We start from the raw sequence: 20425 nt of genomic DNA on the forward strand, positions 1-20425 counted from the left end.
TCGTTCCTTCTACAGGCTGCGGCGAATATCCCTTATGGCGCACGACAATTGAAGGAACAGAAATTTCAATGCCTTTCCAGGCACGTATTGTTTTGCTCGGCGGTGCACCATTTTGAGCAAATATCTCCGAGCCTGTTCAATCGCCGACCTTGGCGCGGCCATTGCGCCGCATGGGTAACCTCCGTTAAATGCCGTCAACGACCTGCCGGAGGCCCAAGACATGACAAAACCCGAACTCGCCGAACGGCTTTTGACCGTCATCGAGCAGGATATCCTGCCGCTTACCGAAAAGGGTGTTGCCGCCGGCAACAAGGTCTTCGGCGCAGCGATCCTGCGCAAGTCCGATCTGTCGCTGGTGCTTGCCGAAACCAACAACGAGACGGAAAATCCGCTCTGGCACGGCGAAGTGCACACGCTGAAGCGTTTCTACGAGATGGCGGAGAAACCGGACACGCGCGACCTCATCTTCCTCTCGACGCACGAGCCCTGCTCCATGTGCCTTTCTGCCATCACCTGGGCCGGCTTCGACAATTTCTACTATTTCTTCAGCCACGAGGATTCGCGCGACGCGTTCGCGATCCCGCACGACCTCAAAATTCTGAAGGAGGTCTTCCGGCTGGAACCGGGTGGCTACGCGCAAGACAACGCCTTCTGGCACTCGGCCTCGATTGCTGCACTCTCGAAAGACGCCGATGCCGAAACCCGCGATCGGCTTTCCGCCCAGGATGCCCGCATCCGCGCCCGCTACCAGAGCCTTTCCGACAGCTACCAGTCGGGTAAGGACGACAACGCCATTCCGCTGAACTGAGATCCATGGAACCTTCACGCGACATAACGCGCCTGCTCGACATCATGGCGGCGCTCCGCCAGCCCGAGACCGGCTGCCCCTGGGACATCGTCCAGACCTTCGAGACCATCAAGCCCTATACGATCGAAGAGGCCTATGAGGTTGCCGACGCCATTGAGCGCGGTGACATGCACGACCTCTGCGACGAGCTCGGCGACCTGCTGCTGCAGGTGGTCTTCCACGCCCGTATGGCCGAAGAGGCCGGCGACTTCGCTTTCGGCGACGTCGTTGAGGCGGTGACCCGCAAGATGATCCGCCGGCACCCGCATGTCTTTGCCCGCTCCGACGCCGATACGCCCGAGGCGGTGAAGCTGCAATGGGATGAGATCAAGCAGGCCGAAAAGGCCGAGCGGCAAGAAAAGCGCGCCAAGCGCGGCCTCGCGCCTGATGCAGCCGCAAACCATTTGGGCTCGGTGCAGCGCTCATTTCCGGCGCTCGTAGAAGCCCTGAAGCTGCAGGAGCGCGCCGCAAAAGTCGGCTTCGACTGGTCGGAGCCGGAACCGATCCTCGACAAGATCGAGGAGGAAATCGGCGAGTTGCGCCAGGCTCTGCGAGAAAAGGACCGCGCCAAAGTCAGCGACGAACTGGGCGACCTGATCTTTGCCGTGGTGAACATCGGGCGCCATGTCGGCACCGATCCGGAGATGGCGCTTCGCGGCACCAACACCAAATTCCGCCGCCGCTTCGCCCATATCGAGCGGGAACTCGGCGCGGCCGGCGAGACGCTGGATGAGGCAACGCTGGAGCGGATGGAAGAGCTCTGGCAGGCAGCCAAGGCGATCGAGCGACAGCTGGGCTAGAACGAGCGGGACGCGTGCCCGCCATACGTCCCCTTTCCCAAAGCTGAGGCCGACAGCCCGCTAGCCGCCGACCCCTGGAAAGCTACGGCTTACCAGTCTTCCTCGACGGGCTTCGGCCCGTTTCCAAGGCGACGCTCCAGCTCGGAGGCCTCGTTCTCGGTCAACCTGAGATCAAGGCTCACACGCCCGTCTTCCAGGTCTTCGCGACCGTCGACGATCGCGTGCTGGTAGACCCAGGGCAGAAGCTGCAGCTGATCGATGCCGAGAACGACAGTGCATTCCGTCAGGACGCCGGAAAGACGACGGCCGATTTCGCCGAGCAGTTCGTCGACGCCGTCACCGGTGATCGCGGAAACGGCAACCGTGTTGTTGGACGTCGCCGCTTTGCCGCGCAATGCCTCGCGTGATTCGTCATCCAACCGGTCGATCTTGTTCCAGACCTCGATCAGGCGCTCGGAGGCTTCCTTCTCGTCGATGCCGAGATCGGACAGGATTCTGAGAACGTCGCTTGCTTGTGCCTGGTTGTCCGGGTCCGAGAGGTCGCGGACATGCAGGATCAGATCCGCCTCCAGCACCTCTTCCAGCGTCGCGCGAAACGCGGCTACGAGATGGGTCGGCAGGTCGGAAATGAAGCCGACAGTGTCGGAGAGGATGACCATCCGGCCATGCGGCAGCTTCAGCCGCCGAAGCGTCGGGTCGAGCGTCGCAAACAGCATATCCTCGGCCAGAACGCCTGCCCCGGTCATGCGGTTGAACAGCGTCGACTTGCCGGCATTGGTGTAGCCGACGAGGGCGACGATCGGGTGCGGTACCTTCTTGCGCTTAGAGCGATGCAACTGCCGTGTGCGGCGCACCTGCTCCAACTCGCGCTCGAGCTTGACGATGCGATCCTGCAGCAAGCGCCGGTCCGCTTCGATCTGGGTTTCACCCGGACCGCCCATGAAGCCGCCACCGCCGCGCTGGCGCTCAAGGTGGGTCCAGCTTCGGACCAGGCGGCCCTTCTGATAGTTGAGATGCGCGAGATCGACCTGCAGCGTGCCTTCCTTGGTGGAGGCGCGGCGGCCGAAGATTTCGAGAATGAGGCCCGTACGGTCAATGACCTTGGCGTTCCATTCCTTCTCGAGATTGCGCTGTTGCACCGGCGTCAGCGGATGGTCGACGATGACAAGACCGGCATCGAGCTCGACGAGGATGTGGCCAATCTCTTCGATCTTGCCGGTACCAAGCAAGGTGCCCGGCTTCGGCTGCGCCACCGGAACGATGGCGCCATGCACGACCTCAAGATCGATCGCCATGGCGAGACCGGTCGCCTCTTCGAGGCGACTTTCGTCCGAGCGCGTCGTGGTGGTCGAGAGCATATCTGCGGACTGCCGTCCGGTCTTTTTCAAGACTGGAACGATGACGACCGCGCGCATGTCGTCGCGGAGCTTCTCGAGCTCCGGAATGATCGACGACAATTTTGAATCACGTTTGGTAATGTGCCTAACGTCCCGTCAGGATGCGGCTTCTTCGTTCTCGAACATCTGCAGCGGCTGGCCGGGCATGATGGTCGAGATCGCGTGCTTGTAGACCAGTTGCGAGTGGCCGTCGCGACGCAGCAGGACGCAGAAGTTGTCGAACGAGGTCACAACGCCGGTAAGCTTGACGCCGTTGATGAGAAAAATTGTCAAGGAAATCTTTTGCTTGCGGACCGTATTGAGAAAGAGATCCTGCAAGTTTTGAGAACGTTCCGCCATCGCGCCGCTTCTTTCTTATTTGCCGGCGTTTTGCGCCGGTGCATTTTTGTCAAATTCAGCAATCAGAGGCGCCACAAGTACCTTCCCCGACACCTCTTCAGAGTTGGTATCAAATCAATGTCTTTTCCGCAACGCCGAAAAAGGCTTCGCGAATATTCTGTGCTATGCTTCCTGGATGGCCGTTGCCGATCGGCTTGCCGTCGATCGAAACGACCGGAAAACAGATGCTGGTGGCGGCCGTAATAAAGACTTCGCGCGCCGCGAGCATCTCATCGACCGAGAACGCCCTCTCCTCGATTTTAAGCCCAAGCGGCACCGCCACATCCATCAAGGTGGTGCGGGTGATTCCCTTGAGGATGCCGTGTTCTGCCGGTCGTGTGCGCAGGTTTCCGTCGCGGTCGACAATCCAGACATTGGTCGCTGCGCCTTCCTTCACCGTGCCGTCAGCATCGACGAAGATCGCCTCCTGTGCGCCTTCCTCCTTGGCTTTCTGGCGCGCCAGCACGTTGGGCAGAAGCCCGACCGACTTGATATCGACACGATCCCAACGGTTTTCCGGCACCGTGATCGCCGCAATGCCATGGGTCGCCTTCCTGGCAATGGCTGCAGCGTCGGTGCGCTTCGCCGTCACCACGATCGACGGGCGTGTTTCCGCTACGGGAAAGACGTGATCGCGGCGCGCCACGCCGCGCGTGACCTGCATGTAGAACAGGCCGTTTCTCACCCGGTTGCGCCGGATGACTTCGCGGATCACGTGGACGAGCGCGGCCCTTGTCATCGGCCAGTCGATGCGCAGTCCGCTGAGCGAGCGGCCGAGGCGATCGAGATGACGGGTGAGATCGACGATATAGCCGTGACGGACCTCGCAGACCTCGTAGACCCCGTCGGCGAACTGATAACCGCGGTCCTCGATATGGACGCCGGCGTCCGCGTGCGGCACGTAGGCGCCGTTGACATAGGCAATTCGGGACATCGTCTCGACCTTAGAAATACTGGATGCTGACGCGGAACAGTTGCTCGACATGGCGCACCGCATCGGCGGTGGCGAAGAGCACGACGCGGTCCTTCGCCTTGATCCGGGTGGCGCCATCGGGGCGGATGAACGTCTTGTCGCGATAGAGCGCGCCGATGCGGATTCCGTCGGGAAGTTCGAGGTCGCGCAGGGCCTTGCCGACGAGCGGGGACGTTTCCAGAGCCTCGGCCTCGATCACCTCGGCCATGCCCTTTTGCACCGCATAGACCGAGCGGATGCGGCCCTTGCGGACATGCTGCAGCACGCGCGAAATGGTCACCGCGCGCGGGTTCACATAGGCGTCGACGCCGGCAGTCGCGGCAAAATCCTGGTAGGACGGTTCGTTGATGAGGACGAGTGTGGACTTTGCACCCAGGTGTTTCGCCATCATGCTGCCGAGGATGTTGATCTGGTCGTTGTTCGTGAGCGCCACGACGAGATCGGCGTCCTGGACATCGGCCTGCGCGAGGATCCGCTGGTCCATGGCCGACCCGTTGAGGACAACCGTGCTGCTCAGCTTGTCGGCCATCATCACCGCGCGGTCGCGATCGCTCTCGATCAGCTTCACCCGCGTGCGCGGCTGGTGTTCCTCGATCGTCTTGGCGACGAAATAGCCGACATTGCCGCCGCCGAAAATGATGATGCGCCGCGCCTCCTGCTCTTCGTGGCCGAAGAGCGTCAGCGTGCGCCGCGCATGATCCCGATCGCAAACGACATAGGCGATATCGCCCGCCTGCAACTGGTCGTCGGAATGGGGCACGATCACCTTGCCGTTGCGGAAAATGCCGGTGACGGTCGCAAGCAGGTCAGGAAACAGTTCGCTCAACTGTTGCAGCGGCGTGCCGACGACGGGACAGTCTTCCAGGCACTCGAAGGCGACCATGGCGATGCGGTCATCGGCGAAACGCACAACGTCGATCGCGCCGGGAAAGGAAATGCGCCGCAGCACGAGCCGCCCGACCTCAACTTCGGGCGAGATGGTGACGTCGATCGGCACGTTCTCGCGCGAAAACAGGTTCGCATACTCAGGCGCGAGATAGCTCTGCGCCCGAATGCGCGCAACCTTCGTCGGCACGTTGAAGATCGCGTGCGCCACTTCACAGGCGACGATGTTGACTTCGTCGGACAGCGTGACCGCAATCAGCATGTCGGCCTGGTCAGCACCCGCCTTGGCGAGCACATCCGGATGCGCGCCATGGCCGACGTAACCGCGCACGTCGAGGCTCTCGGTGATGTTGGCGATCAGCGCCGCCGACGTATCGATCACCGAAACGTCGTTGTCTTCCTGCGCCAGTCGCTCGGCAATGCCGTAACCGACCTGCCCCGCGCCACAAATGACTACCTTCATGTCGTTCTTTCACATGCGAGCGCGGGCGGGTTGGCCGGAAATTCCGGTTCAGACGCCCAGCGACTTCAGCTTCCGATGCAGCGCCGACCGCTCCATACCGACAAACTCCGCCGTGCGCGAAATATTGCCGCCGAATCGGTTGATCTGCGCGATCAGATAATCACGTTCGAACATTTCGCGAGCCTCGCGCAACGGCAAGGTCATGATGTGCTGGTCGCCCTGGGCCGAAATCTTCGGCAGGGTGTCACCCACTTCGGTCGGCAGCATGTCGGCCGAGATCGGCGTATCCGGACCGTCGCTGCGGGCAAGGATCATCAGCCGCTCGATGTTGTTGCGAAGCTGGCGGATGTTGCCCGGCCAGTCATGCGCCTGCAGCACCGCCAGCGCGTCGTCGCCGATCTTGCGCGGACGGATGCCCGCCTGCTCGCTGACCTGGCGCATGAACATGTCGACGAGGAACGGAATGTCTTCGCGCCGCTCGGCGAGTGCCGGAACACGAACCGGAATGACCGCCAGCCGGTGGAACAGGTCTTCGCGGAACAGGCCCTCGGAGATCATGTTTTCGAGATTGTAGGCCGTCGACGAGATGATCCGGACGTCGACCTTCACGCGTTTGGTGCCGCCGACACGCTCGAACTGCTGGTCGACGAGCACGCGCAGGATCTTGTTCTGCGTCTCGCGCGGCATTTCGCCGATCTCGTCGAGATAAAGGATGCCGCCATGGGCTTCCTCGAGCGCGCCCGTGCGGCGCGGCTGGCCCGGCGTGCCCTCGGTCCCGAAGAGCGCGATTTCCATTCGGTCCGGCGTGATCGCCGCTGCGTTCAGCGCCACGAAGGGGCCCGTCGATCGCGTCGACTTGCGGTGGATCATACGCGCGACCAGTTCCTTACCGGAACCAGAGGGCCCCTGGATCATGATGCGGCTGTTGGTCGGCGCGACCTTTTCGACCGTCTGGCGAAGCTGCGAGACGGCAACGGACGTGCCGATCAGCTCGACCGGATCGCCGGACTTCTTCTTCAGCTCCGAGACTTCGCGCCTGAGCTTGGAATTTTCCAGCGCCCGTTCGGCGATCAGGATCAGACGGTCAGCCTTGAAGGGCTTCTCGATGAAATCATAGGCGCCGCGCTTGATGGCGTTGACCGCGGTCTCGATGTTGCCGTGACCGGAAATCATGACAACCGGAAGATCCGGGTGCCGCCCCTTGATCTCGTCGAGCAGCGCCAGGCCGTCGAGGCGGCTTCCCTGCATCCAGATGTCGAGGAAGACCAGCCGCGGCACGCGATCGCTGATCGCCGCCAGCGCGCTGTCGCTGTCGAAGGCGGTGCGCGTTTCGTGCCCCTCGTCGGACAGGATACCCGACACGATCTCGCGGATATCTTCCTCATCGTCCACAACCAGAATATCAGCGGCCATCGCTCGCACCCTTATCCTTCAAACTCTCTTCGCCCCCGGTTTCTCCGGCAGGCGGCAGGATCACGCGGATCATCGCCCCGACACCGCCGTCGTATTCGGCAGGCGCGTCGTGCAATTCCAATTGTCCGCCATGGTCCTCAATGATCTTCTTGACGATGGCGAGACCCAGGCCCGTGCCCTTCTCGCGCATCGTCATGTATGGCTCCAGAATACGGTGCCGGTTTTCCGTGGGCAGACCCTTGCCGTTGTCGATGATGTCGACGACAAACTGGCCGGTCGCCGCATCGGTTCGCGCACGCGCCACGACGACAGGCTGGCCGCGGACCGCATCTGCCGGCACCGCCTCGATGGATTCCACGGCATTCTTGACGATGTTGCCGAAGGCCTGACCGAGCATGCGCCCGTCGAACGAGCCCTCAAGCGGCTCCTCGCCGAGATCGCGCACGAAGTTGATGTGGTTGTTGCCCATTTCGCGCAGGAACACTGCATCCTTCAGGATCGCGCGAAGATCCGCCCGTTCCTTTGTCGGCTTCGGCATGCGCGCGAAGGCCGAGAACTCGTCCACCATGCGTCCGATGTCTTCCACCTGGCGCACAATGGTGTCCGTGCACTGGTCGAAAACGGCTTTGTCGTCCTGATTGATCTGTTTGCCGTAGCGCCGCTTCAGGCGCTCGGCGGAAAGCTGGATCGGCGTCAGCGGGTTCTTGATCTCGTGGGCGATGCGGCGCGCCACGTCCGCCCAGGCGGTCGAGCGCTGGGCGATGACGAGATCGGTGATGTCGTCGATGGTGATGACGTAGGATTCGTTCGCCTCGCCGCCCTCTTCGCGCGTCACCTGAACGTTCAGCGTGCGCTCGGTTCCGCCGCGCATAACGTTGATCTGCTTGCGGTAATCGTTGCGATGGCGCCCTTCGGCCTCGACCAGGACCTCCTCGATCTCGGGCGCGATCTGCCTGAGATCGGCACCGAGAAGATCCGGCGCGGCCTTCTTCAGGAAATCTTCGGACGACGGATTGGCAATGGTGATCTGGCGGTCACGACCGACACCGATGACAGCCGCGGTCACGCCCGACAGAACCGCCTCGATGAAGCGGCGGCGGTGGTCGACTTCGTCCTTGGCCTCCAGGATCTGCTCCTGCTGGCTGCGGATCTCAGAAACCATCTTGTTGAAGGTTCGTGACAGATTACCGACGTCGCCATCGACGGCGCGCACCGGCACGACGACATCGAGATTACCGGAAGCGACGCTGTCGGCGGCACCGATCAGCTGGCGGATGGGCCGGACAATCCGGTCAGCGACGGCGATCGCGGTCCAGATCGCGGCCAGCAGTACGATGAGGGCAAAGCCGAGATAGAGGACGCCGAAGGCGATCTGGGTGAAGGTTCGCCCGGCCTCGAGCATCTTGTACTCGGCGGTGTTCTCCTCCATCAGCCGGAGCGAGCGCATCACCTCCGGATCGACGTTGCGAACCGTGTAGAGGAAGGTGCCCGGGATGTCGTCAAGCGGGATGACTGCGCCGACAAGGTTGGTGATCCCTGGCGGGATCAGGGTCGGCTGGCCGGAGACGGAACTCTTCAACGCATCCGGCGGGATCGCCGGCAGCGGCCGATCGGTCGAGATGTTGGCCTGCACGATGGGGCTGCCGTCGGCACGCACAAGAAAGGCGCCAAGCATGCCGCGTCCGCGCGCCTGGCGGGTCATCAGCTCGGCAAAGCCCGTACGGTCGAGGCTGTAGAGCTGACGGTTGCGCTCGAGGTCGTTCGCCATCGAGACGGTCTGGCCCTGGAGATAGCTGGCATTCTCGAGCACGTAGGCCTGCGCCACGTTGATCGAGGAGCGGACGATCGCCTGGGTTCGGAGCGAGAACCAGCGGTCAAGGCCGACATCGAGCGTGATGCTGGCAAAGATCGCGACGAGAACCGCCGGCGTGATCGCCACGATTGAAAACAGCGCGACGATGCGCACGTGCAGTCGGGCTGCGGCACGGCCTTTGTGGCGGGCGCGCAGCAGACGCAGGATTTCACGGGCGATCAGATAGATGAGGCCGACGACGAAGAGGCTGTTGATCGCCGCACAGGCGATGACGATATTTCGTTCGAGCTTGATTGGCGTCAGGCCGAGAAGCACGAGCAGGGAGACGGTCGCACAGATCAGCGCGCCGGTTGCCAACATCAGGCCCGGCAGGGCAAAGGAGCCACGGCGATCCTGCGCCGCCAGTCCCTCATCTGTGCCCAGCGGCAAGGCCATTGCGTCCACCATGAAAAGCGTTCCCCCAACCGTCGCCGGCCGGCGACGGCATCTCTTGCTTGCATTCTCGGGTCAAAGGTTGACCTCACCACCCAGATGGGCTGCCGCGCGGCCCCCCCGTCAATCGATTGGGTCAAATCGATTGAACAGGACGGCAACGACGCGCGATTCGGCGGCCGTTATCCGTTCAAGCAACGCATTGTGGCGAAAATGCAACGGTGGGTGCGGCCAAGTCAAGCGCTGCGTGAGCTGCGATAGACCGAAACACCGAGCTCACGGATCTTCTTGCGCAGCGTGTTGCGGTTGAGTCCGAGCAGATCGGCCGCCTTGATCTGGTTGCCGCGGGTGGCGGTGAGCGCTGCGAGGATCAGCGGATACTCCATTTCCGCAAGTACCCGGTCGTAAAGGCCGGCCGGAGGCAAGGCCTCGCCAAAGCTTGCGAAATACTGGCGCATATTTTCTTCGACCGCCTGCGAAATCGTCAGCGAGCCCGGACGCGCCGCCGCCTTCTCGATTGGGCTATCCGGGATCTCGGAGCGAAGCTCGTTTTCGATGATCTCGCGGCTGATGACATCCTGTGGATAAAGTGCCGTCAGGCGCCGCACCAGGTTCTCCAGCTCGCGAACGTTGCCTGGCCAGGGGTGCGCCTTCATCAGCTCCAGCGCCTCATGGTCGAAGCGCTTGACGTCCAAGCCTTCCTTTTCCGCTTGCTGGACGAAGTGGCGCACGAGGTCCGGAATGTCCTCGGCACGGTCGCGCAGCGGCGGCAACCGCAGCGGCACGACGTTCAGACGATAGTAGAGGTCTTCGCGGAACAGGCCCTGATTGATCGACTGCTTCAGGTCCTTGTTGGTTGCCGCGACAATACGCACGTCGGAGCGGATCGGCGTGCGTCCGCCGACGGTCGTATATTCCCCCTGCTGCAAGACCCGTAGAAGACGCGTCTGCGCGTCCATCGGCATGTCGCCGATTTCGTCGAGGAAGAGCGTTCCGCCTTCGGCCTGCTCGAAACGCCCGGTCGAGCGCATCTGCGCGCCGGTAAACGCGCCCTTCTCGTGGCCGAACAGTTCCGATTCGATCAGGTCGCGCGGGATCGCCGCCATGTTGATCGCGACAAACGGACCGTTGCGGCGCTTGCCATAGTCGTGCAGCGCGCGGGCAACAAGCTCCTTTCCGGTGCCGGACTCGCCGGTGATCATCAGGGTCAGGTCGGTCTGCATCAGGCGCGCCAGCACCCGGTAGATTTCCTGCATCGCAGCCGAGCGGCCGACCAGCGGCATGCCGTCCTGGGTGTCGTCGTCGAGCTTTGCCGGCCGGCGCTTCGGCTCCGACAGCGCCCGGCCGATGATGCCGATCAACTCGGTCAGGTCGAAAGGCTTCGGCAGATAGTCGTAGGCGCCCTTCTCCGAGGCCTTGATCGCCGTCATGAATGTGTTCTGGGCGCTCATGACCAGCACCGGCAGGTCGGGGCGCGCCTTCTTGATGCGCGGGAGAAGATCGAAGGCGTTTTCGTCCGGCATCACCACGTCGGTCACGACCAGATCGCCATCGCCCGCCGCAATCCAGCGCCACAGCGTCGCCGCGTTGGAGGTGATGCGGACATCGTAGCCGGCGCGGCTCAGCGCCTGGTTCAGCACGGTGCGAATGGCGGCGTCGTCATCCGCGACGAGGATCGTGGCACCGGTCATGCAAGGTTTCCTTTTGTCATCGGCATGTCGTCGTCATCCGCGGCCTGGCCCTTGGAGGCAGGCATCAGCACGCGGAAGGTGGTGCGGTTCTGCTGGCTGTCGCATTCGACGATCCCGCCATGGCCGCCGATGATCTTGGCAACCAGAGCGAGACCCAGGCCTGAACCATTGGTCTTGGTGGTGATGAAGGGATCAAACAAGAGCGGCAGCAGGTCCTGAGGGACGCCTGGGCCATTGTCGTGCACGCAGAATTCCAGCGGCAGCGAGATCTTCTCGCGCGTCCCGGCAACCGACAGGCGAATGCCCGGCCGGTAGGCGGTCGTCAGCAGGATTTCGCCGTCGTGGCGTTCGCCGATCGCTTCGGCCGCATTCTTGATCAGGTTCAGGAACACCTGAACCAGCTGATCGCGGTTGGCATAGACGGGCGGCAGCGACGGATCGTAGTGCTCCGCGAACTTGATGTGGCGGGCGAAGCCGGCCTTGGCGATCGCCTTCACGTGGTCGAGCACCGAATGGATGTTCAGCGGCACGCGATCGACGGGGCGCTCGTCGGAAAACACCTCCATGCGATCGACCAGCGAAACGATGCGGTCGGTCTCGTCGCAGATCAGTCGCGTCAGCGCGCGGTCCTCGTCGTTGGCGGAGGTCTCCAGCAGTTGCGCAGCACCTCGGATGCCCGAGAGCGGGTTCTTGATTTCATGCGCCAGCATCGAGGCGAGACCGGTCACCGAACGGGCAGCACCGCGATGCGTCAGCTGCCGGTCGATCTTGTCGGCCATCGAACGCTCCTGGAAGACGACGACGACCGCACCCGGCTCGGACAGTACAGGGGCGACATAGAGATCGACCAGCTTGTCCGCCCCAAGGCGCGGCGAACTCAGGTCGACGCGATACTCGTTGACCGGCGCCTTGCGCTCGCGCACCTGCTCGATCAGCGTCAGCAGCGGACTACCAAAGGGAATGAAGGCGCTGATGTCATGGCGCGCCAGGTGGTTGGCGCTGGCGCCGAAAAACGATTCGGCCTCCCAGTTGGCAAAGGCGACGAGACCCTTGGCGTCCACCATGATCACCGGGTTCTGGATGGCGTTCAGAACCGCCATCGACAGACCGTTGGCGACGGCATCCGGCATGCTCGGTTTCTCGGTCATGCGGCAATTCCTTCTGCTACCGCCTCGCCTTCCGGCTTACTCGAGGTGGCGTCGAGCATCGCCGCACGGGCCCTGTCACGGACGAAACGGGCATCGGTCGATGTCAGGATTGCGGCCTTTTCCGGGCCCGCAAGGTCAGGGGCGGCGCGATCGAGATACCAGGCGACATGCTTGCGGGCATGCCGGAGGCCGACCTCAACGCCATAGAACTCGAGCATCATCTCGTAGTGCTCCGCAAAGATATCGGCGACCTCCGCCGCTGACGGATGCGTGACCGCCCCGGCGAGAAGCCCGACGTGCCACGGGCGCCCCTGCGAGGACCGGCCGGCCATGACGGCGTCCGCGCCCGATCGGCGGAGAATCTCTTCTGCATCGGCGACCGTCTCCACGTCACCATTGGCGACCAGCGGCACGGTGACGACCTCGCGGACCAATCGGATCGCATCCCAATCCGCCTTGCCGTTGTAGAACTGCATGCGCGTGCGGCCGTGCACGGTAATTGCCTTCACGCCCGCCTCTTCGGCGCGCTTGGCAATCAGCGGCGCATTGATCGAGTTTTCATCCCAGCCGAGCCGCATCTTCAGCGTAACGGGCACATCGACGGCGTTGACGGTCGCCTCGACCAACGACAACGCGTGATCGGGGTCGCGCATCAGGGCCGAACCGGAATAACCGCCCGTCACCTTCTTTGCCGGGCAGCCCATATTGATGTCGATGATGTCGGCGCCATTGTCGGCAGCGATCTTCGCGGCCTCCGCCATCCAGTGGGCCTCACGGCCCGCAAGCTGGACGATGTGCGGCTCGATCCCGGAGTTCTTCAGCCGCGCCCAGGATTCCTGGGCATTGCCGACCAGTTCACGGCTAGCCACCATTTCGGTCACGACGAAACCCGCACCGAAGCGCCAGGCAAGCCGCCGGAATGGGAGATCGGTGACGCCGGACATAGGCGCGAGCGCAACTCGGTTGCGGATTTCGATGGATCCGATGCGAAGCGGAGACGAAAGAGCCGGAATTGGCAAATGCATATCTTTCAGGCACATGTTGTTCCTGCACTATTTTTAGACACTGTTCTCGGACTTGCCAAGCGATTTCGGCGCGGCGCGCAAAATTCTAAGCTCAGCTGGCAAAGCACGACCCTTCGCGGTACATCACGGCGAAGATCGGCGAATGCGGGACCTCATACAGAAAATGCAGCCTCAAGAACAGTTCAAGTGCGGCGTGGTTATCGTCGCGGCAGGACGCGGCGAACGCGCCGGGCAATCCGCCGAGGGCCCGAAGCAGTACCGAACCATCGGCGACCGCCCCGTTATCGCCCATACGCTTGACACTTTCGCGACATGGCCGGGCGCCGGTCCGATCGTCGTCGTCATCCATCCGGACGACGAGGCGTTGTTCGACGCTGCATGCAAGCGCTCCGTGGCCAGCGACGTGATCATCGTCCACGGTGGCGCGACCCGGCAGATATCGGTGCTCGCCGGCCTCGAAGCCCTGGCCGACATCGGCGCGCGCCGCGTGATGATCCACGATGCGGTGCGCCCCTTTGCCGATCACGCGCTGCTGTCGCGGTGCGCTGCGGCATTGAGTGAGGACGTCAGGGCCGTACTGCCGGCGGTCGCCGTCGCAGACACGCTGAAGCGTGCCGGCAAGGATGGCATGGTCACGGAAACCGTGCCGCGCGACGGCCTCTACGGCGCACAGACGCCACAGACATTCGATCTCCAGGCCATTCTTGCCGCTCACCGGGAGGCGGCGAGAAGCGGCCGCACGGATTTTACCGACGACGCGTCGATCGCTGAATGGACCGGCCTCAAGGTCGTGCTCGTCGAAGGCGCCGTCGACAACGTCAAGCTTACGCTGAAAAGGGATATCGCCATGGCCGACGAGAAACTCAATCGGATTGCCCTGCCCGATGTGCGCACCGGAAACGGCTACGACGTGCACCAGCTCGTCGAGGGCGACGGCGTCACGCTCTGTGGCGTCTTCATTGCGCACACCAAGAAACTTTCCGGCCATTCCGATGCCGACGTGGCGCTGCATGCGCTCACCGACGCGCTGCTCGCCACCTGTGGCGCCGGCGACATCGGCGATCATTTCCCGCCGTCCGATCCGCAATGGAAGGGCGCGCCGTCTCGCATTTTCCTGGAGCACGCGGCCAAAATCGTGCGCGAGCGCGGCGGCATCATCACCAATGCAGACGTTTCGCTGATCGCCGAAGCGCCGAAGGTCGGGCCGCACCGCCTGACGATGCGCGAAAATCTCTCGGACATGCTGGGGATTTCACTCGACCGGTGCTCGGTCAAGGCAACGACCAACGAACGCCTTGGTTTCGTCGGCCGCGACGAAGGCATCGCCGCGATCGCCACGGCGACGGTCGTCTATGGGAACCTTTCGTGATGTGGTCCGCCGACATCGAAGTCAAAGCCGGTGAGATCATCGCGCAGTTCACGGCAAATGGCCGCAAGGTCGCGACCGCCGAATCCTGCACTGGTGGCCTGATCGCCGGTGCGCTGACCGAGATCTCCGGTTCGTCGGCAGTCCTCGACCGCGGCTTCGTCACCTATTCCAATGAGGCAAAGGTCGCAATGCTCGGCGTCGAGACGGCGACGCTCGTCGCCCACGGTGCCGTCTCGCGGCAGACGGCGATCGAGATGGCACAGGGCGCAATCGCGCATTCGGCGGCTGACTTCGCCGTTGCCGTCACCGGCATCGCCGGGCCGAGCGGTGGTTCGGCTGAAAAGCCTGTCGGCCTTGTGCATCTCGCTGCGGCAGGGCGAAACGGCGCGCTGCTGCATCGCGAGATGCGCTACGGCGATATCGGCCGCAGCAACATAAGGCTTGCGACCATCCGCACCGCACTCGATCTGCTCACGCAGATCGCTCAGGCCGAATAGATGCTGTCGGCGCGCTTTTCGAAGGCGTCGGAGAACATGCGGAAGGCACGGTCGAACATCGAGCCCATCAAGGCCCCGAGGATGCGGCTCTTGAACTCGTAGTCGATGTCGAAGTGCACGATCGACTGCCCCTCGCCCGAAGGCTCGAAGTGCCAGCGGTTGTCGAGATATTTGAACGGCCCGTCGATGTATTTGACGTCGATCGTCCGCTCTGCCTTGTTCAGCAGCACCTGCGTCGTGAAGGTCTCGCGGATCGCCTTGTAACCGACGGTCATATCGGCAAGCAGCAGCACTTTGCCATCGCGCTCCTTGCGCGAGCGCACCGTCAGCGCCTCACAGAGCGGCAGGAACTGCGGATACTGCTCGACGTCGGCAACGAGGTCGAACATCTGGTCTGCGGTGTGCTTGACGACGTGGTTGGTTTCGAAATGCGGCATAGAGGGGAGTTAAGCGGGAGAACCGAGAAGATCAAGGAGCCTGCGCATCTGGCGCCGCGATTTCAACTGCAGAACTGGCACGTTAGGGCCGTGCTTCGCCAGACCTGCGACGATGTGCGGCGTAAACTTCTGCTCAAACGTCCAGATGAACTGAAGGAAATCCCAATCGACCTTTTCGATGCAGCCCGGCGCCATCTCCGGGCGGGTGCGGCCGAAATGTTTCAGCCAGCGGGTGACGACGCCCCATATGCAGACAAGCCGCGGCATACGCACCCAGATCACGATGTCGCTCCTCGGCACCCGGATATCGAATGTGGACGGACCGGTGCCATCCATGACCCAGCGATCGGCGGCGATCCTCTCGACAATGCGCTGGCGCTGCTCCGCCCGGTCACGCTCTGCCCAACCCGGCAACCACCGGATATCGCGATCGATCGAGATGTAGGTGAACTGGAACTGACGGGCGAGCTTCTGTGAAAGCATCGACTTGCCGCCGCCGGAGCACCCGACAACGAGGATACGCCTGGCACTGCGAATATGGTCGGCGGCAACGGCATCGTCGACATAGTTGACGATTGCCGGTTTTGACAGCAGGTCCATGGAAACTCCCGCGGAACTCGGGAACAACGAAACCCAATACGAAACTCCGGCGCGGGGCCGGAGTTTCGGTCTTTTTTGAGCAGCCGAGCCGTCAGCCTGCCACGGCCGCCAGCTTCTTTTCGCGGGCTGCACGCAGCCGCGCAAAGTCGTCGCCGGCGTGGTGCGACGAGCGCGTCAGCGGGCTCGACGACACCATCAGGAAGCCCTTGGTGTAGGCGACGGTCTCGTAGGACTTGAACTCCTCGGGCGTGACGAACGCTTCGACCTTGTGGTGCTTGCGCGTCGGCTGCAGATATTGGCCGATCGTCAGGAAGTCGACATCGGCGGTCCTCAGGTCGTCCATCAACTGCAGCACTTCGTTGCGCTCTTCGCCGAGGCCGACCATGATGCCGGACTTGGTGAACATGGTCGGGTCCAGTTCCTTCACGCGCTGCAGCAGGCGGACGGAGTGGAAGTAGCGCGCACCGGGGCGGACCGTCAGGTAGTTGCCGGGAACCGTTTCCATATTGTGGTTGAAGACGTCGGGCTTGGCGGCAACGACGCGCTCCAGAGCGCCCGGCTTCTTCAGGAAGTCCGGCGTCAGGATCTCGATGGTCGTCGTCGGCGAGGCCTCGCGGATCGCCCAGATGACCTTCTCGAAATGTTCGGCGCCGCCATCTTCCAGATCGTCACGGTCGACCGAAGTGATGACGACGTGGCTGAGGCCCATCTGCTTGACGGCCTTGGCGATGTTGGCCGGCTCTTCCATGTCGAGCGCATTCGGCTTCCCGGTCGCGACATTGCAGAAGGCGCAGGCGCGGGTACAGATCTCGCCCATGATCATGAAGGTGGCGTGCTTCTTGTCCCAGCATTCGCCGATGTTCGGGCAACCGGCTTCCTCGCACACGGTCACGAGCTTGTGCGAACGCACCAACTCGCGCGTCTCCTGGTAGCCCTTGGACATCGGCGCCTTGACGCGGATCCACTCCGGCTTGCGCATCACTTCCGTGTCGGGCTTGTGGGCCTTTTCCGGGTGGCGGACGCGTTGCGCCCGGTCAGAGACGGCATCGAACACCGTTACCATACTGTCTTCCTCGTCGCGGCGGGTTCGGCATCAGGCCGGATGACCCATTTTCGCTCTATATAGACGGCCCGACCAGAAATGTCAGGCCGTCTATTTTCGAAGCCCGACGGAAGCACAGAAGGCCCGGCAGACTATCGTTTTACGACCCGACCAGCGGCGATCAACAGGCATGCGCCGATGAAGCCGATGATCAGGTAGGCGACCCAGCCGGCATAGGCCATGCCGAAGGCCGCCAGGACGAAATTCAGCACCACCGCACCGATGATGCCGAGCACTATGTTCATGATCAGCCCCATGCTGCTGCCCATGAACTTCTCCGCGAGCCACCCAGCCAAACCGCCGACGATGATCGCAGCCAAAATACCGACGCCGTTCACGCTCATTTTGGTCTCCGTGCATTGAAAATGCGCCCATTATCAATGCCAAAGCTACACCAAAAACGCCGGCGCCGAAACCATCAGGCGTTGAGCGCGCGGCCGTAGGCGTCGAGCACGCTTTCCTTCATCGTCTCGGAGATCGTCGGATGCGGGAAGATCGTGTGCATCAGATCTTCTTCGGTCGTCTCGAGGTTCATCGCGACGACGAAGCCCTGGATCAGTTCGGTGACTTCCGCACCGACCATGTGGGCGCCCAAGAGTTCGCCGGTCTTCTTGTCGAAGATCGTCTTGACCATGCCCTGGTCCTCGCCGAGCGCGATCGCCTTGCCGTTGGCCACGAAGGGGAAACGGCCGACGCGGATGTCGCGTCCGAGTTCCTTGGCCTTGGCTTCCGTAAGGCCGACGGAGGCGACCTGCGGGTGGCAATAGGTGCAGCCCGGGATCTTCAGCTTGTCCATCGGGTGGACGTTCGGCAGGCCAGCGATCTTTTCGACGCAGATGACGGCCTCATGCTCGGCCTTGTGTGCGAGCATCGGCGGTCCGGCGACGTCGCCGATGGCGTAGACGCCGGGAACGTTGGTCTTGCCGTAGCCGTCGATGACGATGCAGCCGCGGTCGGTCTTGACCCCGAGCGTTTCGAGGCCGAGGTTCTCGATGTTGCCCTGAACGCCGACGGCCGAGATCATGCGGTCAGCGGTGATCTTCTCGACCTTGCCGTCCTTCATCTCGACATGGGCGGTGATCGAGTTGGCAGCCTTCTCGACCTTCGTCACCTTGGCCTGGAGATGGATCTTCATGCCTTGCTTTTCGAACTGCTTCTTGGCGATGTTCGAAATCTCGGCATCTTCGACCGGCATCACGTTCGGCATCACTTCGACGACCGTCACGTCCACACCCATGGTGCGGTAGAAGGAGGCGAATTCGATGCCGATCGCGCCCGAGCCCATGACCAGCAGCGACTTCGGCATTTCCTCAGGCTTCATCGCCTCGAAGTAGGTCCAGATCAGCTTGCCATCGGGCTCGATACCCGGCAGCGCGCGTGGGCGGGCGCCGGTCGCGATGATGATATGCTTGGCGGTGTAGGTGCCCTCGCCCTTGGTGTTCTTCGGCAGCGGCGCCTGCGGCTGGACGACCGGCTTCGTCGACTTGCCGACGACGATTTCGCCGGGCTTCGTGAGCTTGGCTTCACCCCAGATCACATCGACCTTGTTCTTCTTCATCAGGAAGCCGACGCCGCCATTCATGCGCTCGGCAATGCCGCGCGAGCGTGCAACGATCGCCTTCAGGTCCGGCGTCACCGTGCCTTCGATCTTGATGCCATAGCTGCCCGGGTGCTGGGCGTAGTGCAGAACTTCGGCGGAGCGCAGCAGCGCCTTGGTCGGGATGCAGCCCCAGTTGGAGCAGATGCCGGCCAGATGCTCGCGCTCGACGACCGCGGTCTTGAGACCCAACTGTGCCGCACGAATGGCGGCGATATAGCCCCCCGGACCCGAACCGATGACGATGACGTCGTAATTCTCAGCCATGTGTTTCCTGCCTTTGTCTCAAGCGACTTTGCGGGTGAAGAGCACCCAGTCGTGTTTCTTGCTTTCCTCAAAGAGCGGAACCGCCTCGGCGCGCGCTGCCTCGCCGAAACCGTTTGCCCTGTATAGTGCCTGAGCCCTGCCGTTGTGGCTCTCGGTGATCAGGCTCACCGGCGCCGATCCGGCGCGTTCGAATTCCTTTGCCAGAAGCGCCTTGCCGATCCCCCGGCCGCGCTGATGGCGATAGACGCCCAGGCTCTCTATGAACCAGTGGCCGACGATCTGCCGCTGCAGCGCCAGCAGGGGCTCGAGAACCGGGTGCCCGGCAACAATCTCAGCCGCTTCCGGCCCGACCCCATAGCCGAGCGACAGTCCGGCAACCTCGTCATCGACCTCGGCAACCAGCGCATCACGCCAGTTCCCCGGACCCGGCTCTTCGCGCAGCTTGTTGCGCCCGCGCTCAAAAGCCGTATCCGTCACCCCATGCTGGACGGCGCCGTACCAGAGCCAGGTGGCAAAGCCATGCGCGGCGATATCGACGAGGATGGCGAGTTCCGCCGCCTCACGTCTTTCGGCCGGACGTATGGTGACGCCCCCGACCATTCTCAGACCCCGAGCATCATCCGCACGACCGGTTCCAGACCCCGGCCAATCGCACGCGTGTTTTCCGCATCGAGATGCACGCCATCGAGCGGCGTCGTCACCGCCACTGATCCGGCATCGAAGAAGCCGCAATCGAGTTCGTCGGCGAGATCGCGATAAAGGGGCGCCAGCATCGAAGACTGCTCGATGCCGCCTGCGAACATTGCGGCAAAGCCGGCGTCGGCAGTTTCGCAAAGCACCGGCGGCGACACGATCAGGATCTCCGGGCCGTCCTCACTCTCAACCGGCCAATCGTGACGGCGCACCAGATTGACCAGCCGCTCGACGCCCTTCACGGCGCCGAAGGCGGTTCCGTGGATCACCGGCTTCATGTCATTTGCGCCGAGAAGAAGAATGATGAGATCGAGCGGCGCGTGGCTGTGCAGCAGCGTCGGCAGCACCTTCGCACCATTGCGGTCGCAATCGGCGAGGTGATCGTCGTAGGCGGTCGTGCGGCCGTTCAGCCCCTCGGCGATGACCTGGACGTCCGGCCCCAGCGCCTTCTGCAAGACACTCGGCCAGCGATCGGCAAGCGCATGTCGACCGCCATCCGTGGCATCATAGCCCCAGGTCAGACTGTCGCCATAGCAGAGAACTGTTTTCATCGTCCGGGCCCGCCTTCGACTGCGCGAAAAGGAACGGACCGGCCCGA

At 62.8% G+C, this 20425-nt stretch carries 20 protein-coding genes; 4 read left to right on the forward strand and 16 right to left on the reverse strand.

The window, feature by feature from the left end; translation table 11 throughout:
• The first annotated feature begins 220 nt into the window (after window positions 1-220).
• Window positions 221-808, forward strand: coding sequence for a deaminase (locus ASD01_RS17215; RefSeq protein ID WP_034795738.1), 588 nt, complete (start codon window positions 221-223; stop codon window positions 806-808).
• Window positions 809-813: 5 nt separating this feature from the next.
• Entirely contained in the window at window positions 814-1647 is an 834-nt protein-coding gene (gene mazG, locus ASD01_RS17220; RefSeq protein WP_034795753.1) for a nucleoside triphosphate pyrophosphohydrolase, read from the forward strand.
• Window positions 1648-1736: 89 nt separating this feature from the next.
• On the opposite strand, the gene hflX is transcribed toward mazG, so the two are convergent.
• The 9 genes from hflX to dusB all read right to left on the reverse strand — a co-directional run bounded on the left by hflX (window position 1737) and on the right by dusB (window position 13280).
• The gene (gene hflX, locus ASD01_RS17225) at window positions 1737-3062 is read right to left on the reverse strand and encodes a GTPase HflX (RefSeq protein ID WP_034796024.1); all 1326 of its coding nucleotides are present in this window, start codon (window positions 3060-3062) and stop codon (window positions 1737-1739) included.
• A 78-nt stretch (window positions 3063-3140) separates the two neighbouring features.
• Window positions 3141-3383 (reverse strand): RNA chaperone Hfq, encoded by a 243-nt coding sequence (gene hfq / locus ASD01_RS17230; RefSeq protein WP_003535434.1) that lies wholly within the window; start codon window positions 3381-3383, stop codon window positions 3141-3143.
• A gap of 109 nt (window positions 3384-3492) precedes the next feature.
• Window positions 3493-4356, reverse strand: a complete 864-nt coding sequence (locus ASD01_RS17235; protein WP_034795762.1) for a D-amino-acid transaminase — start codon at window positions 4354-4356, stop codon at window positions 3493-3495.
• 10 nt (window positions 4357-4366) lie between these two features.
• Window positions 4367-5743 (reverse strand): Trk system potassium transporter TrkA, encoded by a 1377-nt coding sequence (gene trkA, locus ASD01_RS17240; protein WP_034795767.1) that lies wholly within the window; start codon window positions 5741-5743, stop codon window positions 4367-4369.
• A gap of 48 nt (window positions 5744-5791) precedes the next feature.
• Window positions 5792-7156 (reverse strand): two-component system response regulator NtrX, encoded by a 1365-nt coding sequence (gene ntrX / locus ASD01_RS17245; protein ID WP_034795770.1) that lies wholly within the window; start codon window positions 7154-7156, stop codon window positions 5792-5794.
• A complete protein-coding gene (locus ASD01_RS17250) occupies window positions 7146-9416 on the reverse strand; it encodes a sensor histidine kinase NtrY-like (RefSeq protein ID WP_034795774.1) in 2271 nt (756 codons plus the stop codon). The genes ntrX and ASD01_RS17250 overlap by 11 nt, the downstream gene beginning before the upstream one ends.
• Before the next feature lie 221 nt (window positions 9417-9637).
• The gene (gene ntrC / locus ASD01_RS17255) at window positions 9638-11092 is read right to left on the reverse strand and encodes a nitrogen regulation protein NR(I) (protein WP_034795776.1); all 1455 of its coding nucleotides are present in this window, start codon (window positions 11090-11092) and stop codon (window positions 9638-9640) included.
• A complete protein-coding gene (locus ASD01_RS17260; RefSeq protein WP_034795779.1) occupies window positions 11089-12240 on the reverse strand; it encodes a two-component system sensor histidine kinase NtrB in 1152 nt (383 codons plus the stop codon). The genes ntrC and ASD01_RS17260 overlap by 4 nt, the downstream gene beginning before the upstream one ends.
• On the reverse strand, window positions 12237-13280 hold the full coding sequence (dusB, locus tag ASD01_RS17265; protein ID WP_034795782.1) for a tRNA dihydrouridine synthase DusB: 1044 nt from the start codon (window positions 13278-13280) through the stop codon (window positions 12237-12239). Before dusB ends, ASD01_RS17260 begins: the two co-directional genes overlap by 4 nt.
• Before the next feature lie 148 nt (window positions 13281-13428).
• Between dusB and ASD01_RS17270 the strand changes: the two genes are divergently transcribed.
• The gene (locus ASD01_RS17270; protein WP_177235725.1) at window positions 13429-14634 is read left to right on the forward strand and encodes a bifunctional 2-C-methyl-D-erythritol 4-phosphate cytidylyltransferase/2-C-methyl-D-erythritol 2,4-cyclodiphosphate synthase; all 1206 of its coding nucleotides are present in this window, start codon (window positions 13429-13431) and stop codon (window positions 14632-14634) included.
• On the forward strand, window positions 14634-15131 hold the full coding sequence (locus tag ASD01_RS17275) for a CinA family protein (RefSeq protein ID WP_034795789.1): 498 nt from the start codon (window positions 14634-14636) through the stop codon (window positions 15129-15131). The genes ASD01_RS17270 and ASD01_RS17275 overlap by 1 nt, the downstream gene beginning before the upstream one ends.
• Here ASD01_RS17275 and ASD01_RS17280 read toward each other — a convergent pair.
• The 7 genes from ASD01_RS17280 to ASD01_RS17310 all read right to left on the reverse strand — a co-directional run bounded on the left by ASD01_RS17280 (window position 15119) and on the right by ASD01_RS17310 (window position 20378).
• Window positions 15119-15568, reverse strand: a complete 450-nt coding sequence (locus tag ASD01_RS17280; protein ID WP_034795795.1) for a type II toxin-antitoxin system RatA family toxin — start codon at window positions 15566-15568, stop codon at window positions 15119-15121. The two genes, ASD01_RS17275 and ASD01_RS17280, sit on opposite strands and share 13 nt — an antisense overlap.
• A 9-nt stretch (window positions 15569-15577) precedes the next feature.
• Entirely contained in the window at window positions 15578-16168 is a 591-nt protein-coding gene (locus ASD01_RS17285; RefSeq protein WP_034795798.1) for a P-loop NTPase family protein, read from the reverse strand.
• 91 nt (window positions 16169-16259) lie between these two features.
• Window positions 16260-17231, reverse strand: a complete 972-nt coding sequence (gene lipA, locus ASD01_RS17290) for a lipoyl synthase (RefSeq protein WP_034795803.1) — start codon at window positions 17229-17231, stop codon at window positions 16260-16262.
• 131 nt (window positions 17232-17362) lie between these two features.
• Complete coding sequence (locus ASD01_RS17295; RefSeq protein ID WP_034795805.1) at window positions 17363-17614, reverse strand: GlsB/YeaQ/YmgE family stress response membrane protein; 252 nt, start codon at window positions 17612-17614, stop codon at window positions 17363-17365.
• 74 nt (window positions 17615-17688) lie between these two features.
• Entirely contained in the window at window positions 17689-19134 is a 1446-nt protein-coding gene (gene lpdA / locus ASD01_RS17300; RefSeq protein ID WP_034795808.1) for a dihydrolipoyl dehydrogenase, read from the reverse strand.
• A gap of 18 nt (window positions 19135-19152) precedes the next feature.
• On the reverse strand, window positions 19153-19734 hold the full coding sequence (locus ASD01_RS17305) for a GNAT family N-acetyltransferase (protein WP_034795811.1): 582 nt from the start codon (window positions 19732-19734) through the stop codon (window positions 19153-19155).
• 2 nt (window positions 19735-19736) lie between these two features.
• Window positions 19737-20378, reverse strand: a complete 642-nt coding sequence (locus tag ASD01_RS17310; protein WP_034795815.1) for an SGNH/GDSL hydrolase family protein — start codon at window positions 20376-20378, stop codon at window positions 19737-19739.
• Window positions 20379-20425 lie beyond the last annotated feature (47 nt).

Source organism: Ensifer sp. Root423 (assembly GCF_001426275.1).
GTDB classification, from domain to species: domain Bacteria; phylum Pseudomonadota; class Alphaproteobacteria; order Rhizobiales; family Rhizobiaceae; genus Ensifer; species Ensifer adhaerens.

What these genes read in the sequence shown, in the direction of transcription:
- ASD01_RS17215 (WP_034795738.1), top strand. Translation starts at nt 221, where the DNA reads ATGACAAAACCCGAACTCGCCGAACGGCTTTTGACCGTCATCGAGCAG.
- mazG (WP_034795753.1), top strand. Translation starts at nt 814, where the DNA reads ATGGAACCTTCACGCGACATAACGCGCCTGCTCGACATCATGGCGGCG.
- hflX (WP_034796024.1), bottom strand. Translation starts at nt 3,062, where the DNA reads ATGCGCGCGGTCGTCATCGTTCCAGTCTTGAAAAAGACCGGACGGCAG.
- hfq (WP_003535434.1), bottom strand. Translation starts at nt 3,383, where the DNA reads ATGGCGGAACGTTCTCAAAACTTGCAGGATCTCTTTCTCAATACGGTC.
- ASD01_RS17235 (WP_034795762.1), bottom strand. Translation starts at nt 4,356, where the DNA reads ATGTCCCGAATTGCCTATGTCAACGGCGCCTACGTGCCGCACGCGGAC.
- trkA (WP_034795767.1), bottom strand. Translation starts at nt 5,743, where the DNA reads ATGAAGGTAGTCATTTGTGGCGCGGGGCAGGTCGGTTACGGCATTGCC.
- ntrX (WP_034795770.1), bottom strand. Translation starts at nt 7,156, where the DNA reads ATGGCCGCTGATATTCTGGTTGTGGACGATGAGGAAGATATCCGCGAG.
- ASD01_RS17250 (WP_034795774.1), bottom strand. Translation starts at nt 9,416, where the DNA reads ATGGTGGACGCAATGGCCTTGCCGCTGGGCACAGATGAGGGACTGGCG.
- ntrC (WP_034795776.1), bottom strand. Translation starts at nt 11,092, where the DNA reads ATGACCGGTGCCACGATCCTCGTCGCGGATGACGACGCCGCCATTCGC.
- ASD01_RS17260 (WP_034795779.1), bottom strand. Translation starts at nt 12,240, where the DNA reads ATGACCGAGAAACCGAGCATGCCGGATGCCGTCGCCAACGGTCTGTCG.
- dusB (WP_034795782.1), bottom strand. Translation starts at nt 13,280, where the DNA reads ATGTGCCTGAAAGATATGCATTTGCCAATTCCGGCTCTTTCGTCTCCG.
- ASD01_RS17270 (WP_177235725.1), top strand. Translation starts at nt 13,429, where the DNA reads ATGCAGCCTCAAGAACAGTTCAAGTGCGGCGTGGTTATCGTCGCGGCA.
- ASD01_RS17275 (WP_034795789.1), top strand. Translation starts at nt 14,634, where the DNA reads ATGTGGTCCGCCGACATCGAAGTCAAAGCCGGTGAGATCATCGCGCAG.
- ASD01_RS17280 (WP_034795795.1), bottom strand. Translation starts at nt 15,568, where the DNA reads ATGCCGCATTTCGAAACCAACCACGTCGTCAAGCACACCGCAGACCAG.
- ASD01_RS17285 (WP_034795798.1), bottom strand. Translation starts at nt 16,168, where the DNA reads ATGGACCTGCTGTCAAAACCGGCAATCGTCAACTATGTCGACGATGCC.
- lipA (WP_034795803.1), bottom strand. Translation starts at nt 17,231, where the DNA reads ATGGTAACGGTGTTCGATGCCGTCTCTGACCGGGCGCAACGCGTCCGC.
- ASD01_RS17295 (WP_034795805.1), bottom strand. Translation starts at nt 17,614, where the DNA reads ATGAGCGTGAACGGCGTCGGTATTTTGGCTGCGATCATCGTCGGCGGT.
- lpdA (WP_034795808.1), bottom strand. Translation starts at nt 19,134, where the DNA reads ATGGCTGAGAATTACGACGTCATCGTCATCGGTTCGGGTCCGGGGGGC.
- ASD01_RS17305 (WP_034795811.1), bottom strand. Translation starts at nt 19,734, where the DNA reads ATGGTCGGGGGCGTCACCATACGTCCGGCCGAAAGACGTGAGGCGGCG.
- ASD01_RS17310 (WP_034795815.1), bottom strand. Translation starts at nt 20,378, where the DNA reads ATGAAAACAGTTCTCTGCTATGGCGACAGTCTGACCTGGGGCTATGAT.